This window comes from Flavobacterium sp. B183, from assembly GCF_023539155.1.
In the GTDB taxonomy this organism is placed as follows: Bacteria; Bacteroidota; Bacteroidia; order Flavobacteriales; family Flavobacteriaceae; genus Flavobacterium; species Flavobacterium tructae.
This window is the reverse complement of the sequence record NZ_CP097434.1, coordinates 474436-491323: the sequence shown is the minus strand read 5'-3', so window position 1 is coordinate 491323 and position 16888 is coordinate 474436. Positions and strand designations below refer to the sequence as shown.

Below are 16888 nucleotides of genomic sequence, written 5' to 3'. Positions count from 1 at the left end.
TAAAATTTGAGTTTAGAATATTTCATAGCTAAAAGGCTAATTACTGCAAAAGATTTTAAAAGCAGTATTTCGGCGCCTATTATTAAAATTGCTATTTCGGCCATCGCTATTGGTATGATAATGATGATCGTTTCTGTTGCGACAGGGATTGGTCTTCAAAAAAAAATAAGGGATAAAGTTTCTGCTTTCAACGGGCAGATTATAATTTCAAACTACGATAATAACAATTCTGATGTTACTTTGATTCCTATTTCTAAAAAACAGGAGTTTTATCCTGAATTTAAATCAGTTCCTGAGGTAAATCATATTCAGGCAATCGCAAGTAAAGCGGGAATCATCAGAACAGAAAATTCTTTTGAAGGTATAATCTTCAAAGGAGTCGGAGCGGATTACGACTGGAAAAATATAGAAGAGTATTTGGTTGAAGGAAAGTTACCTGATTTTTCAGCTGCTTTAAACGAAGATGTTTTGATTTCAAAATTCCTTGCAGATCGACTTCATCTAAAAGTAGGAGATAATTTTAATACTTTTTTTATCAAAGAAGAACAAGGGAAAATGCCTAATAGCCGCCGATTCAGAATAGCAGGTGTTTTTAGTTCAGGCTTTCAGGATTTTGACGCCACCTATATATTGGGAGATATAAGGCATATTCAAAGAATTAATAAATGGAGTTCCAATCAGGTTGGCGCTTTTGAGGTATTCATTAATGACTTTGATGCTATTAAAGCAACAGGAGAAAAAATCTACGATCAAACATCGTCTAATCTGGATACCAAAACAATAATAGAGAAGTATAGTTATATATTTGATTGGTTGCAGCTTTTCGATTTTAATATCATAGTAATATTAGGGGTAATGATATTGGTGGCTACGATTAACATGGTTGTAGCGCTGTTGGTTTTGATTTTAGAACGAACCCAAATGATTGGAATTTTAAAAGCGTTGGGAGCTAATAACTGGATGGTTCGTAAAGTGTTTTTGTATAACGCATTCTATTTGATTGTTCGGGGATTGTTTTGGGGAAATTTAATTGGTATTGCTTTGTTGTTAATTCAGCAGCAGTTTGGAGTGATTCGCTTAAATCCTGAAAATTACTATGTAAATCAGGCTCCGGTCTATTTTAATCTTTGGCATATTATTTTATTGAATTTGCTTACGATTGGAGTTTGTTTTGTGGTGCTGTTGATTCCTTCCTATATAATCACAAAGATTTCTCCGGTTAAAGCTATTCGTTTCGAGTAATTGTATTGTTCTGGAGTGTATACACAACCCGACAGGTTTTCAAAACCTGTCGGGTTTGTTTTTTTACTACCTATATATAAGGAGTGATTCTGTCCATCTGAGCGAAGTCGAAGCTTGGTATTTGAGATTCTATACTATATAATAAGAGTAGTTTTTCTGTCCAGCTGAGCGAAGTCGAAGCTTTATCCCGCTATCCGCTGCAATCTTTTGCTTTTTAAAGGAAAAAGCAAAAGGATTTCCACTACTATCGGGGCTAGGGTATGGGTTTTCAAAGGAAATAAGACAAGAAAAACAAAAACTTCGCGCCTTTGCGTCTTTGCGAGATTAAAAAGAAACCAGTAAAAATGGGGCTTTGTATCTAAGAGTTTCATTTGAACGAAGAAAAACCTTTCAAACCTGAAAAAAGTTTAATTTGTAAAAGAGGTGTTATCAGAGTGTTAGGAAAAAGTTTTGAAAAAGATTTAAAATAAGTTTAGAAAAAGCTTGTAGAAGCGGATAAAGTGACTACTTTTGCACCCGCAACAGCGATAAACGTTCACTGAAATACTGACAAGCAAAGGAATTAAAAGGGAAAGAAATTTTCAAAAAAAGATTCCAAAAAGCTTGCGAGTAAAGAAAGAAAGTTTTAAGTTTGCACCCCGCAAAACAAGGGAAGTTCATTGAAAGATTGGTAAGGAGAGGAGTTAAAAACGAAAAGAGATTTTCTAAAAAAAAACTTCAAAAAACTCTTGCCGATTAGAAATAAGTTTTCTACTTTTGCACCCGCTTTGAGAGACAAGCGAGATTAAGAAAAAAGAATACGTTCGTAGACATATTGAATTGACAGCCGTCCCGATTAATCGGGACAAAAGAATAAGAGTAATAGAATCGTAAGATTCGAAAAGAACCGATAGATATCATCGCAATATAATATAAAAATATACGATGAAGAGTTTGATCCTGGCTCAGGATGAACGCTAGCGGCAGGCTTAACACATGCAAGTCGAGGGGTATATGTCTTCGGATATAGAGACCGGCGCACGGGTGCGTAACGCGTATGCAATCTACCTTTTACAGAGGGATAGCCCAGAGAAATTTGGATTAATACCTCATAGTATAGTGACTCGGCATCGAGATACTATTAAAGTCACAACGGTAAAAGATGAGCATGCGTCCCATTAGCTAGTTGGTAAGGTAACGGCTTACCAAGGCTACGATGGGTAGGGGTCCTGAGAGGGAGATCCCCCACACTGGTACTGAGACACGGACCAGACTCCTACGGGAGGCAGCAGTGAGGAATATTGGACAATGGGCGCAAGCCTGATCCAGCCATGCCGCGTGCAGGATGACGGTCCTATGGATTGTAAACTGCTTTTGTACGAGAAGAAACACTCCTTCGTGAAGGAGCTTGACGGTATCGTAAGAATAAGGATCGGCTAACTCCGTGCCAGCAGCCGCGGTAATACGGAGGATCCAAGCGTTATCCGGAATCATTGGGTTTAAAGGGTCCGTAGGCGGTTTAGTAAGTCAGTGGTGAAAGCCCATCGCTCAACGGTGGAACGGCCATTGATACTGCTAAACTTGAATTATTAGGAAGTAACTAGAATATGTAGTGTAGCGGTGAAATGCTTAGAGATTACATGGAATACCAATTGCGAAGGCAGGTTACTACTAATTGATTGACGCTGATGGACGAAAGCGTGGGTAGCGAACAGGATTAGATACCCTGGTAGTCCACGCCGTAAACGATGGATACTAGCTGTTGGAAGCAATTTCAGTGGCTAAGCGAAAGTGATAAGTATCCCACCTGGGGAGTACGTTCGCAAGAATGAAACTCAAAGGAATTGACGGGGGCCCGCACAAGCGGTGGAGCATGTGGTTTAATTCGATGATACGCGAGGAACCTTACCAAGGCTTAAATGTAGTTTGACCGATTTGGAAACAGATCTTTCGCAAGACAAATTACAAGGTGCTGCATGGTTGTCGTCAGCTCGTGCCGTGAGGTGTCAGGTTAAGTCCTATAACGAGCGCAACCCCTGTTGTTAGTTGCCAGCGAGTCAAGTCGGGAACTCTAACAAGACTGCCAGTGCAAACTGTGAGGAAGGTGGGGATGACGTCAAATCATCACGGCCCTTACGCCTTGGGCTACACACGTGCTACAATGGCCGGTACAGAGAGCAGCCACTGGGCGACCAGGAGCGAATCTATAAAACCGGTCACAGTTCGGATCGGAGTCTGCAACTCGACTCCGTGAAGCTGGAATCGCTAGTAATCGGATATCAGCCATGATCCGGTGAATACGTTCCCGGGCCTTGTACACACCGCCCGTCAAGCCATGGAAGCTGGGGGTGCCTGAAGTCGGTGACCGCAAGGAGCTGCCTAGGGTAAAACTGGTAACTAGGGCTAAGTCGTAACAAGGTAGCCGTACCGGAAGGTGCGGCTGGAACACCTCCTTTCTAGAGCCTTAATGTTAGCCTAGTGCACGTTAAGGAAAAAAGATGATTATTTATGGGTCTCTGAATTGGAGATTGTATTACTCTTGCTGTTAATTTAAAAAAAAATGAAAGAATTAAGTAAAAACAGAGTCTCGTAGCTCAGCTGGTTAGAGTACTACACTGATAATGTAGGGGTCGGCAGTTCGAGTCTGCCCGGGACTACTTTTTAAAAAGAATTGATAATTAATAATTAACAATTGATAATTAAAAAGGACTGAAAGCTTAATTTAAAAGGAAATTTTAGAGGTTGAGTAACCGTTTTAAGTACTGTTAACTGAAAACTGTTAACTGACAACTAAAAAATGGGGGATTAGCTCAGCTGGCTAGAGCGCCTGCCTTGCACGCAGGAGGTCAACGGTTCGACTCCGTTATTCTCCACGAAATAATTGACAATTATCAATTGATAATTATTAATTATAAAAGTTCATTGACATATTGAGATAAGAAAATAATAAGAAAGTAGAAAGCGTTTTTTATTAGCAATAATAAAAGACAAAAAAAAACGGTCTTGTTTTAAGAAACAAGATTGGTACAATAAGCAAAATAAGGGCGTATGGGGGATGCCTAGGCTCTCAGAGGCGAAGAAGGACGTGATAAGCTGCGAAAAGCTACGGGGACGAGCACACATCGATTGATCCGTAGATATCCGAATGGGGCAACCCACTATGTTGAAGACATAGTACACCGATAGGTGGGCAAACCCGCTGAACTGAAACATCTAAGTAGGCGGAGGAGAAGAAAACAAAAGTGATTCCGTAAGTAGTGGCGAGCGAACGCGGATTAGCCCAAACCAATGATGTTACGGCATTGTTGGGGTTGTAGGACCACGACATTTTATGTACAAGGAACCGGAATTGACTGGAAAGTCGAGCCATAGAGAGTGATAGCCTCGTATGGGTAACAAGTATAATAGATAGTGGTATCCTGAGTAGGGCGGGGCACGTGAAACCCTGTCTGAATTTGGCGGGACCATCCGCTAAGGCTAAATACTCCTGAGAGACCGATAGTGAACCAGTACCGTGAGGGAAAGGTGAAAAGAACCGTGAATAACGGAGTGAAATAGATCCTGAAACCATACGCTTACAAGCGGTCGGAGCCCTTTTGTGGGGTGACGGCGTGCCTTTTGCATAATGAGCCTACGAGTTAACGTTGCTGGCAAGGTTAAGTGATTAAGTCACGGATCCGTAGCGAAAGCGAGTCTGAATAGGGCGCTTTAGTCAGTAGTGTTAGACGCGAAACCGTGTGATCTACCCATGGGCAGGATGAAGCGCTGGTAACACAGTGTGGAGGTCCGAACCGGTTGACGTTGAAAAGTCTTCGGATGACCTGTGGGTAGGGGTGAAAGGCCAATCAAACTCGGAAATAGCTCGTACTCCCCGAAATGCATTTAGGTGCAGCGTTATTTTAGTTATATAGAGGTAGAGCTACTGATTGGATGCGGGGGCTTCACCGCCTACCAATTCCTGACAAACTCCGAATGCTATATAATGATTGATAACAGTGAGGGCTTGGGTGCTAAGGTCCAAGTCCGAGAGGGAAAGAACCCAGACCATCAGCTAAGGTCCCCAAATATATGCTAAGTTGAAAGAACGAGGTTTGTCTGCCCAGACAGCTAGGATGTTGGCTTGGAAGCAGCCATTCATTTAAAGAGTGCGTAACAGCTCACTAGTCGAGCGGACGAGCATGGATAATAATCGGGCATAAGCATATTACCGAAGCTATGGATTTTGTAGTAATACAAAGTGGTAGGGGAGCATTCTAACAGGGTTGAAGGTGTATCGTAAGGTATGCTGGACTGGTTAGAAAAGAAAATGTAGGCATAAGTAACGATAATGCGGGCGAGAAACCCGCACACCGAAAAACTAAGGTTTCCACAGCTATGCTAATCAGCTGTGGGTTAGTCTGGTCCTAAGGCGAACCCGAAAGGGACAGTCGATGGCCAACGGGTTAATATTCCCGTACTACTAATTACTGTGATGGGGTGACGGAGTGATGAAAGCGCCGCGAACTGACGGAATAGTTCGTTGAAGTACCTAGCTATATTCTCTATAGGCAAATCCGTAGAGAATGGTGAAATACGATAGTACTCGGAGTCTTCGGACAAAGAGATAGTGCGCCTAAGGGCTTCCAAGAAAAACCTCTAAACTTCAGGTAATTAGTACCAGTACCGTAAACCGACACAGGTAGTTGAGGAGAGAATCCTAAGGTGCTCGAGAGATTCATGGCTAAGGAATTAGGCAAAATAGACCTGTAACTTCGGGAGAAAGGTCGCCAGCGCAAGCTGGCCGCAGTGAAGAGGTCCAGGCGACTGTTTATCAAAAACACAGGGCTCTGCAAAATCGTAAGATGAAGTATAGGGCCTGACACCTGCCCGGTGCTGGAAGGTTAAGAGGAGATGTTATCTTCGGAGAAGCATTGAATTGAAGCCCCAGTAAACGGCGGCCGTAACTATAACGGTCCTAAGGTAGCGAAATTCCTTGTCGGGTAAGTTCCGACCTGCACGAATGGTGTAACGATCTGGACACTGTCTCAGCCATGAGCTCGGTGAAATTGTAGTAACGGTGAAGATGCCGTTTACCCGCAGTGGGACGAAAAGACCCTGTGCACCTTTACTATAGCTTAGTATTGACCTTGGATAAATGATGTGTAGGATAGGTTGGAGACTGTGAAGTGGCGTCGCCAGGCGTTGTGGAGTCATTGTTGAAATACAACCCTTTGTTTATCTGAGGCCTAACTCTTCGATGAAGAGGACAGTGCTTGGTGGGTAGTTTGACTGGGGTGGTCGCCTCCAAAAGAGTAACGGAGGCTTCTAAAGGTTCCCTCAGTACGCTTGGTAACCGTGCGTAGAGTGCAATGGCATAAGGGAGCTTGACTGAGAGACATACAGGTCGATCAGGTACGAAAGTAGAGCATAGTGATCCGGTGGTTCCGCATGGAAGGGCCATCGCTCAAAGGATAAAAGGTACGCCGGGGATAACAGGCTGATCTCCCCCAAGAGCTCATATCGACGGGGGGGTTTGGCACCTCGATGTCGGCTCGTCACATCCTGGGGCTGGAGAAGGTCCCAAGGGTTGGGCTGTTCGCCCATTAAAGTGGCACGCGAGCTGGGTTCAGAACGTCGTGAGACAGTTCGGTCTCTATCTACTGTGGGCGTTAGAAATTTGAGTGGATCTGATTCTAGTACGAGAGGACCGAATTGGACAAACCTCTAGTGTATCTGTTGTCCCGCCAGGGGCACCGCAGAGTAGCTACGTTTGGAAGGGATAAGCGCTGAAAGCATATAAGCGCGAAACCCACCACAAGATGAGATTTCTTTTAAGGATCGTGGAAGATGACCACGTTGATAGGCTATAGATGTAAAGGCAGTAATGTCATAGTCGAGTAGTACTAATAATCCGTAAGCTTATGTACGCACTTTTCCCTCCGAGCAATCGGAGGGAGAGAACTTTCTTAAGAAAAAAACTTATTTGTTTCTTTATCTCAGTATGTTAAAATATTGTTTTAATTATCAATTGTTAATTATCAGTTGTCAATTAAAAAGTTGCCCAAGCAACTAACAGCCTTAAGGTGGTTATTGCGGCGGGGCTCACCTCTTCCCATCCCGAACAGAGAAGTTAAGCCCGCCTGCGCAGATGGTACTGCAGTTATGTGGGAGAGTATGTCGTCGCCTTTCTTTTGAAGAACCCTATCCAAATCGGATAGGGTTTTTTGTTTTATACTAGTTTTAAATTCTTACGCGCTTTGCGGTTAAAAAAAAGTACACAGATGATACGGATTCGCCAGGCGAAAACGCGGATTAGAACGGATTTTTTATTAGGTGTATGGGTTTTTGCCCTTTCAGGGCGATATTTATTGCTCATTTTGGTTCGCACCATGCTTTCTGCTTTTCGGGCTTTCAGCCCTTTTTCCTTGTGTGCTTTGCGTAAACCTTTGCGGTTAAAAACTTTAGTCCTTTTTTTTCTTTGAATATTCTTTTATCGCAAATTGCGTTAGGGATGGAAGTGATATCCTTTTGCGATGCTCATACTTTTAAAAATTCCCTGAAACTTCTATCGCAAAAGATTTAGCGGACAGCCCGACCCAAAGGGGAACGCCATAATTGTGGGTTAAAAAGAAATAAAGAGATTGTATGTAAAATGTGTAATTCAAAGAGTTTGTAGGTTGAGTATAATTAATGTCTTTAAGATGTTTATTTCCTGTCCCCTGGTTTAATATGCAATTGCTAGCTTTTGTAGTTGATTAATTAAATAGTAATTTGTCTTGAAAGAGTCTTAGTGATAGAGAAACGATAAGCTTAGGGGTTGATGAAGATTATTGCTCAGAGTTTCTAAGAAGAGGTGGAGTCTCGGGGAAAGCATTTGTTCTGTTTTCGTGTTTTGTTAGATAAATAGCTATTCTTGATTGAAATTTTAGAGTTTTATGTTTGTTCTTGGAAAAAAGAAAGGAATTTTTTAATTGCTCAAATTTGATTTGTCTTTAAGTTTTAATCTTTGTAAGCTGTTTTGGTATTTGTTTGTTTTTTTTGTTTTTGTTTTTGTTTGAGTAAGCTAAGAGTTGTCTCTGACTTTTTGAGTCATGTTGATTTTAAAAGTTGATAAGTAGAAGTGTTTGGTATGAATGTCTTGTAAATCTAAAAGAATAATGGTTTGCTGCTTTCTTGAGTTTTTTTCGTTGATTTTTTATTGTGGTTAGTTATTTTGTAAAGAGATGGTTTAGGTGTTTGTGAAATCTGCTGTATTTATTTGAATATGTGTTTTGGTTGCTGTTTGGTTGGAAAAGTTGTCAAATGAGATGGAATTGACATGGTGTATGGGTTGGGATTTGGTGATAAATGACAAAATATATTGAGAATGGTATAAAAAGGGAATGGTATTGAAGGATAAAATTACGATAATTACAGATGATTTAAGAAAAATCGTATAAATTTAAAAAGAATGATAATTTGTAAAAGGGGTGTTATCAGGGTGTTAAGATAAAGTTCCGAAAAAGTTCCGAAAAAGATTAAAAATAAGTTTAGAAAAAGCTTGTAAAAGCGGATAAAGTGACTACTTTTGCACCCGCAACAGCGATAAACGTTCACTGAAATACTGACAAGCAAAGGAATTAAAAGGGAAAGAAATTTTCAAAAAAAGATTCCAAAAAGCTTGCGAGTAAAGAAAGAAAGTTTTAAGTTTGTACCCCGCAAAACAAGGGAAGTTCATTGAAAGATTGGTAAGGAGAGGAGTTAAAAACGAAAAGAGATTTTCTAAAAAAAAAACTTCAAAAAACTCTTGCCGATTAGAAATAAGTTTTCTACTTTTGCACCCGCTTTGAGAGACAAGCGAGATTAAGAAAAAAGAATACGTTCGTAGACATATTGAATTGACAGCCGTCCCGATTAATCGGGACAAAAGAATAAGAGTAATAGAATCGTAAGATTCGAAAAGAACCGATAGATATCATCGCAATATAATATAAAAATATACGATGAAGAGTTTGATCCTGGCTCAGGATGAACGCTAGCGGCAGGCTTAACACATGCAAGTCGAGGGGTATATGTCTTCGGATATAGAGACCGGCGCACGGGTGCGTAACGCGTATGCAATCTACCTTTTACAGAGGGATAGCCCAGAGAAATTTGGATTAATACCTCATAGTATAGTGACTCGGCATCGAGATACTATTAAAGTCACAACGGTAAAAGATGAGCATGCGTCCCATTAGCTAGTTGGTAAGGTAACGGCTTACCAAGGCTACGATGGGTAGGGGTCCTGAGAGGGAGATCCCCCACACTGGTACTGAGACACGGACCAGACTCCTACGGGAGGCAGCAGTGAGGAATATTGGACAATGGGCGCAAGCCTGATCCAGCCATGCCGCGTGCAGGATGACGGTCCTATGGATTGTAAACTGCTTTTGTACGAGAAGAAACACTCCTACGTGTAGGAGCTTGACGGTATCGTAAGAATAAGGATCGGCTAACTCCGTGCCAGCAGCCGCGGTAATACGGAGGATCCAAGCGTTATCCGGAATCATTGGGTTTAAAGGGTCCGTAGGCGGTTTAGTAAGTCAGTGGTGAAAGCCCATCGCTCAACGGTGGAACGGCCATTGATACTGCTAAACTTGAATTATTAGGAAGTAACTAGAATATGTAGTGTAGCGGTGAAATGCTTAGAGATTACATGGAATACCAATTGCGAAGGCAGGTTACTACTAATGGATTGACGCTGATGGACGAAAGCGTGGGTAGCGAACAGGATTAGATACCCTGGTAGTCCACGCCGTAAACGATGGATACTAGCTGTTGGAAGCAATTTCAGTGGCTAAGCGAAAGTGATAAGTATCCCACCTGGGGAGTACGTTCGCAAGAATGAAACTCAAAGGAATTGACGGGGGCCCGCACAAGCGGTGGAGCATGTGGTTTAATTCGATGATACGCGAGGAACCTTACCAAGGCTTAAATGTAGTTTGACCGATTTGGAAACAGATCTTTCGCAAGACAAATTACAAGGTGCTGCATGGTTGTCGTCAGCTCGTGCCGTGAGGTGTCAGGTTAAGTCCTATAACGAGCGCAACCCCTGTTGTTAGTTGCCAGCGAGTCAAGTCGGGAACTCTAACAAGACTGCCAGTGCAAACTGTGAGGAAGGTGGGGATGACGTCAAATCATCACGGCCCTTACGCCTTGGGCTACACACGTGCTACAATGGCCGGTACAGAGAGCAGCCACTGGGCGACCAGGAGCGAATCTATAAAACCGGTCACAGTTCGGATCGGAGTCTGCAACTCGACTCCGTGAAGCTGGAATCGCTAGTAATCGGATATCAGCCATGATCCGGTGAATACGTTCCCGGGCCTTGTACACACCGCCCGTCAAGCCATGGAAGCTGGGGGTGCCTGAAGTCGGTGACCGCAAGGAGCTGCCTAGGGTAAAACTGGTAACTAGGGCTAAGTCGTAACAAGGTAGCCGTACCGGAAGGTGCGGCTGGAACACCTCCTTTCTAGAGCCTTACTGTTAGCCTAGTGCACGTTAAGGAAAAAAGATGATTATTTATGGGTCTCTGAATTGGAGATTGTATTACTCTTGCTGTTAATTTAAAAAAATGAAAGAATTAAGTAAAAACAGAGTCTCGTAGCTCAGCTGGTTAGAGTACTACACTGATAATGTAGGGGTCGGCAGTTCGAGTCTGCCCGGGACTACTTTTTAAAAAGAATTGATAATTAATAATTAACAATTGATAATTAAAAAGGACTGAAAGCTTAATTTAAAAGGAAATTTTAGAGGTTGAGTAACCGTTTTAAGTACTGTTAACTGAAAACTGTTAACTGACAACTAAAAAATGGGGGATTAGCTCAGCTGGCTAGAGCGCCTGCCTTGCACGCAGGAGGTCAACGGTTCGACTCCGTTATTCTCCACGAAATAATTGACAATTATCAATTGATAATTATTAATTATAAAAGTTCATTGACATATTGAGATAAGAAAATAATAAGAAAGTAGAAAGCGTTTTTTATTAGCAATAATAAAAGACAAAAAAAAACGGTCTTGTTTTAAGAAACAAGATTGGTACAATAAGCAAAATAAGGGCGTATGGGGGATGCCTAGGCTCTCAGAGGCGAAGAAGGACGTGATAAGCTGCGAAAAGCTACGGGGACGAGCACACATCGATTGATCCGTAGATATCCGAATGGGGCAACCCACTATGTTGAAGACATAGTACACCGATAGGTGGGCAAACCCGCTGAACTGAAACATCTAAGTAGGCGGAGGAGAAGAAAACAAAAGTGATTCCGTAAGTAGTGGCGAGCGAACGCGGATTAGCCCAAACCAATGATGTTACGGCATTGTTGGGGTTGTAGGACCACGACATTTTATGTACAAGGAACCGGAATCGACTGGAAAGTCGAGCCATAGAGAGTGATAGCCTCGTATGGGTAACAAGTATAATAGATAGTGGTATCCTGAGTAGGGCGGGGCACGTGAAACCCTGTCTGAATTTGGCGGGACCATCCGCTAAGGCTAAATACTCCTGAGAGACCGATAGTGAACCAGTACCGTGAGGGAAAGGTGAAAAGAACCGTGAATAACGGAGTGAAATAGATCCTGAAACCATACGCTTACAAGCGGTCGGAGCCCTTTTGTGGGGTGACGGCGTGCCTTTTGCATAATGAGCCTACGAGTTAACGTTGCTGGCAAGGTTAAGTGATTAAGTCACGGATCCGTAGCGAAAGCGAGTCTGAATAGGGCGCTTTAGTCAGTAGTGTTAGACGCGAAACCGTGTGATCTACCCATGGGCAGGATGAAGCGCTGGTAACACAGTGTGGAGGTCCGAACCGGTTGACGTTGAAAAGTCTTCGGATGACCTGTGGGTAGGGGTGAAAGGCCAATCAAACTCGGAAATAGCTCGTACTCCCCGAAATGCATTTAGGTGCAGCGTTATTTTAGTTATATAGAGGTAGAGCTACTGATTGGATGCGGGGGCTTCACCGCCTACCAATTCCTGACAAACTCCGAATGCTATATAATGATTGATAACAGTGAGGGCTTGGGTGCTAAGGTCCAAGTCCGAGAGGGAAAGAACCCAGACCATCAGCTAAGGTCCCCAAATATATGCTAAGTTGAAAGAACGAGGTTTGTCTGCCCAGACAGCTAGGATGTTGGCTTGGAAGCAGCCATTCATTTAAAGAGTGCGTAACAGCTCACTAGTCGAGCGGACGAGCATGGATAATAATCGGGCATAAGCATATTACCGAAGCTATGGATTTTGTAGTAATACAAAGTGGTAGGGGAGCATTCTAACAGGGTTGAAGGTGTATCGTAAGGTATGCTGGACTGGTTAGAAAAGAAAATGTAGGCATAAGTAACGATAATGCGGGCGAGAAACCCGCACACCGAAAAACTAAGGTTTCCACAGCTATGCTAATCAGCTGTGGGTTAGTCTGGTCCTAAGGCGAACCCGAAAGGGACAGTCGATGGCCAACGGGTTAATATTCCCGTACTACTAATTACTGTGATGGGGTGACGGAGTGATGAAAGCGCCGCGAACTGACGGAATAGTTCGTTGAAGTACCTAGCTATATTCTCTATAGGCAAATCCGTAGAGAATGGTGAAATACGATAGTACTCGGAGTCTTCGGACAAAGAGATAGTGCGCCTAAGGGCTTCCAAGAAAAACCTCTAAACTTCAGGTAATTAGTACCAGTACCGTAAACCGACACAGGTAGTTGAGGAGAGAATCCTAAGGTGCTCGAGAGATTCATGGCTAAGGAATTAGGCAAAATAGACCTGTAACTTCGGGAGAAAGGTCGCCAGCGCAAGCTGGCCGCAGTGAAGAGGTCCAGGCGACTGTTTATCAAAAACACAGGGCTCTGCAAAATCGTAAGATGAAGTATAGGGCCTGACACCTGCCCGGTGCTGGAAGGTTAAGAGGAGATGTTATCTTCGGAGAAGCATTGAATTGAAGCCCCAGTAAACGGCGGCCGTAACTATAACGGTCCTAAGGTAGCGAAATTCCTTGTCGGGTAAGTTCCGACCTGCACGAATGGTGTAACGATCTGGACACTGTCTCAGCCATGAGCTCGGTGAAATTGTAGTAACGGTGAAGATGCCGTTTACCCGCAGTGGGACGAAAAGACCCTGTGCACCTTTACTATAGCTTAGTATTGACCTTGGATAAATGATGTGTAGGATAGGTTGGAGACTGTGAAGTGGCGTCGCCAGGCGTTGTGGAGTCATTGTTGAAATACAACCCTTTGTTTATCTGAGGCCTAACTCTTCGATGAAGAGGACAGTGCTTGGTGGGTAGTTTGACTGGGGTGGTCGCCTCCAAAAGAGTAACGGAGGCTTCTAAAGGTTCCCTCAGTACGCTTGGTAACCGTGCGTAGAGTGCAATGGCATAAGGGAGCTTGACTGAGAGACATACAGGTCGATCAGGTACGAAAGTAGAGCATAGTGATCCGGTGGTTCCGCATGGAAGGGCCATCGCTCAAAGGATAAAAGGTACGCCGGGGATAACAGGCTGATCTCCCCCAAGAGCTCATATCGACGGGGGGGTTTGGCACCTCGATGTCGGCTCGTCACATCCTGGGGCTGGAGAAGGTCCCAAGGGTTGGGCTGTTCGCCCATTAAAGTGGCACGCGAGCTGGGTTCAGAACGTCGTGAGACAGTTCGGTCTCTATCTACTGTGGGCGTTAGAAATTTGAGTGGATCTGATTCTAGTACGAGAGGACCGAATTGGACAAACCTCTAGTGTATCTGTTGTCCCGCCAGGGGCACCGCAGAGTAGCTACGTTTGGAAGGGATAAGCGCTGAAAGCATATAAGCGCGAAACCCACCACAAGATGAGATTTCTTTTAAGGATCGTGGAAGATGACCACGTTGATAGGCTATAGATGTAAAGGCAGTAATGTCATAGTCGAGTAGTACTAATAATCCGTAAGCTTATGTACGCACTTTTCCCTCCGAGCAATCGGAGGGAGAGAACTTTCTTAAGAAAAAAACTTATTTGTTTCTTTATCTCAGTATGTTAAAATATTGTTTTAATTATCAATTGTTAATTATCAGTTGTCAATTAAAAAGTTGCCCAAGCAACTAACAGCCTTAAGGTGGTTATTGCGGCGGGGCTCACCTCTTCCCATCCCGAACAGAGAAGTTAAGCCCGCCTGCGCAGATGGTACTGCAGTTATGTGGGAGAGTATGTCGTCGCCTTTCTTTTGAAGAACCTTATCCAAATCGGATAGGGTTTTTTGTTTTATACTAGTTTTAAATTCTTACGCGCTTTGCGGTTAAAAAAAAGTACACAGATGATACGGATTCGCCAGGCGAAAACGCGGATTAGAACGGATTTTTTATTGGCTGTAGATGGCTTTTGCCCTTTTAGGGCGATGTTTGCTGTTTATTTTGGTTCATAGTGCTTCGCATTTCGGGCTTTCAGCCCTTTTTCCTTGCGTGCTTTGCGTATACCTTTGCGGACTTTGCGGTTAAAAACTTTAGTTCTTTTTTTCTTTAAATATTCTTTTTATCACAAATTGCGTTAGGGATGGGAGCGATATCCTTTTGCGATTACCATTCATTTAAAAATTCCCTTAAACTTCTATCGCAAAAGATTTAGCGGACAGCCCGACCCAAAGGGAAACGCCATAATAATTAGCTAACATGAAAAGATGAATATGCAACCGCATAGGGAATGTGTAGTTGAGATGTTTTTTTAAGTGTTTTTTAGTGCTTTATTTTTAGTTTTATCCGGAGAGTGAGGTTCTTGTTTGTTTTAGATGAGAAAAGCGATTTAAACCCCCTGTTTTGAAGTGATTTTTATGGAAAGGAATATGAGGTTAAATTGCTACATCGTAGCCAACTTTTACCTTGTCCATTATTACATGAGTGTAGAAATGTTTAACATTCGGATCATCCATTAGCCATTTTTTGGCAAAAGATTCATAATGCTGCATGTCTTTTGCGTTTACAATAATAACAAAATCATAGGTACCGGTGACGAAATAACATTGCATCACTTCGTGGCATTTCCGCATAGAATCCTTGAATTTTTCTAAAGCTTTTGAATTTCCGTCCGCTAGAATGATGTCTACTATGCAAGTAATCGTTAAGCCAATAGTGCTTGGTGCTATTATTGATATATCGGCCTCTATTATTTTATTTTCTCTTAATCTTGCTAATCTTCTTTGTACGGCTGAACTGCTTAAATTTACTAAGTCGCCAAGTTCTTGGGCGGTCAGTCTATTGTTTTTTTGAATGTATTGTAAAATTTTTTTGTCGTATTCGTCGAGTGCTTGCATTTTTTACCTGATTTTCAAGTAAATTTAGGTTAAATTAGTTATTTGTAGTATTTATTTGCCGAAATAAAGCAGGAAGGTATAAGTAGTTTTGTGTTGTAATATTTAACATAAAAGAAGAATAATGAAAAGAAATGAAAGTGTTTTTTCTGAAGAAGAAATCGAAAAATTTAGAAGTGAAACAATTGGGTGTAAAAATGTAAACCATCTTAACAATGCAGGCGCAGGTTTAATGCCTGATGTGGTAACTCGGTCTATATTGGAACATGTAAAGTTAGAATCTGAAATTGGGGGGTATGAGGCTGCGGCTTTGAAGGCAGATGTAATAAAGGAATTTTACGCTCAGGCTGGAAAATTAGTTAATTGTGATCCCTCGAATATTGCTTTTACGGCGAGTGCTACGGATTCTTATACCCGTGCATTGTCTTCTATTCCTTTTTTGAGGGATGATGTGATTTTGACGGACAATGATGATTTTATTTCGAATCAAATTCAGTTTATTTCATGTCAAAAACGATTTGGAATTAAAATAGTAAGAATCAAGAATGCTGAGACTGGTGGTGTTGATCTAAAAGATCTTGAGGAAAAATTATTTTCTCTTCAGCCAAGATTATTGGCTATAACGCATATTCCAACCAATTCCGGTTTGGTTCAGCCTGTTAAAAGTATAGGTGAAATATACAATCGTTATAGAAAAGTACATGCTGATAAAACCTGGTATATTCTGGATGCTTGTCAATCGGCGGGACAAATGAAGTTGGATGTTGAGGAATTGAAATGTGATTTTTTAAGTATTACGATCAGGAAATTTTTGAGAGGTCCGCGTGGCACGGGGTTTCTGTATGTTTCAGACAGGGTTCTTGAGTCTGGACTCGAGCCTTTGTTTATTGATATGAGAGGTGCTGATTGGATTGAAAAAGATGAATATAAACAACAACCGGATGCTAAACGTTTTGAAGATTGGGAATTTGCTTATGCTCTTGTTTTGGGAAGTAAAGCTGCTATTGAGTATTGTTTAAGTATTGGAGAGGATAGAATTTGGAGGCAAATACAGTTGTTGTCAAAATATATGAGAGACGAACTGGCTAAAATTTCTAAAGTTAGGGTTTTGGATAAAGGACCTGAGCTTGGGGGCTTGGTGACATTTTTTGTCGAGGATTCTCAACCAAAATATATTGTTGATGAGCTACTGAAGAGAAAAATAAATGTGGTTCCGAGTTTTAGAAATTTCGCCGTGATTGATTTTGATGAAAAGGGGGTAAAATGGGCAGTGAGAGCATCTCCTCATTATTATAATACTTTCGATGAAATTGATTTGTTTATCGAGGCAGTTAAGGAAATTGTATCTATTTAATATTGCTAAGTCGTCGTGATAAATAGCAAAAAAAAACTCCTTAATTTCTTAA

The 16888-nt window shown here is 42.1% G+C and carries 3 protein-coding genes, 4 tRNA genes and 6 rRNA genes; 12 read left to right on the top strand and 1 reads right to left on the bottom strand.

The features are described 5' to 3' along the window. The first annotated feature begins 6 nt into the window (after window positions 1-6). The 11 genes from M4I44_RS02300 (at window position 7) to rrf (M4I44_RS02250) (ending at window position 14403) form a co-directional block, all read left to right on the top strand. Window positions 7-1242 carry an ABC transporter permease gene (locus M4I44_RS02300; RefSeq protein ID WP_249966398.1) on the top strand — a complete coding sequence of 412 codons (1236 nt, stop codon included), beginning with the start codon at window positions 7-9 and terminating at the stop codon, window positions 1240-1242. A 921-nt stretch (window positions 1243-2163) separates the two neighbouring features. Further along, window positions 2164-3677 (top strand): 16S ribosomal RNA (locus M4I44_RS02295). Window positions 3678-3804: 127 nt separating this feature from the next. Continuing rightward, a tRNA-Ile gene (locus tag M4I44_RS02290) sits at window positions 3805-3878 on the top strand. Window positions 3879-4020: 142 nt separating this feature from the next. Next, window positions 4021-4094 (top strand) — tRNA-Ala (locus tag M4I44_RS02285). 154 nt (window positions 4095-4248) lie between these two features. Continuing rightward, window positions 4249-7127: ribosomal RNA gene (locus M4I44_RS02280) — 23S ribosomal RNA — on the top strand. Window positions 7128-7279: 152 nt separating this feature from the next. Continuing rightward, a 5S ribosomal RNA gene (rrf, locus tag M4I44_RS02275) occupies window positions 7280-7389 on the top strand. A gap of 1790 nt (window positions 7390-9179) precedes the next feature. Next, window positions 9180-10693, top strand: a 16S ribosomal RNA gene (locus M4I44_RS02270). Window positions 10694-10818: 125 nt separating this feature from the next. Further along, window positions 10819-10892, top strand: a tRNA-Ile gene (locus M4I44_RS02265). 142 nt (window positions 10893-11034) lie between these two features. Continuing rightward, window positions 11035-11108, top strand: a tRNA-Ala gene (locus M4I44_RS02260). Between the two features lie 154 nt (window positions 11109-11262). Continuing rightward, window positions 11263-14141 (top strand): 23S ribosomal RNA (locus M4I44_RS02255). A gap of 152 nt (window positions 14142-14293) precedes the next feature. Then, a 5S ribosomal RNA gene (gene rrf / locus M4I44_RS02250) occupies window positions 14294-14403 on the top strand. Together the 16S, 23S and 5S rRNA genes with 4 tRNA genes alongside form the textbook arrangement of a ribosomal RNA operon. Before the next feature lie 620 nt (window positions 14404-15023). On the opposite strand, the gene M4I44_RS02245 is transcribed toward rrf (M4I44_RS02250), so the two are convergent. After that, on the bottom strand, window positions 15024-15485 hold the full coding sequence (locus tag M4I44_RS02245) for an Lrp/AsnC family transcriptional regulator (RefSeq protein ID WP_017498786.1): 462 nt from the start codon (window positions 15483-15485) through the stop codon (window positions 15024-15026). A 121-nt stretch (window positions 15486-15606) separates the two neighbouring features. Between M4I44_RS02245 and M4I44_RS02240 the strand changes: the two genes are divergently transcribed. Further along, window positions 15607-16836 (top strand): aminotransferase class V-fold PLP-dependent enzyme, encoded by a 1230-nt coding sequence (locus tag M4I44_RS02240; RefSeq protein ID WP_249966397.1) that lies wholly within the window; start codon window positions 15607-15609, stop codon window positions 16834-16836. Window positions 16837-16888: the final 52 nt, after the last annotated feature.

Coding starts and splice junctions, on each gene's coding strand:
- M4I44_RS02245 (WP_017498786.1), bottom strand. CDS start 15,485: ATGCAAGCACTCGACGAATACGACAAAAAAATTTTACAATACATTCAA.
- M4I44_RS02240 (WP_249966397.1), top strand. CDS start 15,607: ATGAAAAGAAATGAAAGTGTTTTTTCTGAAGAAGAAATCGAAAAATTT.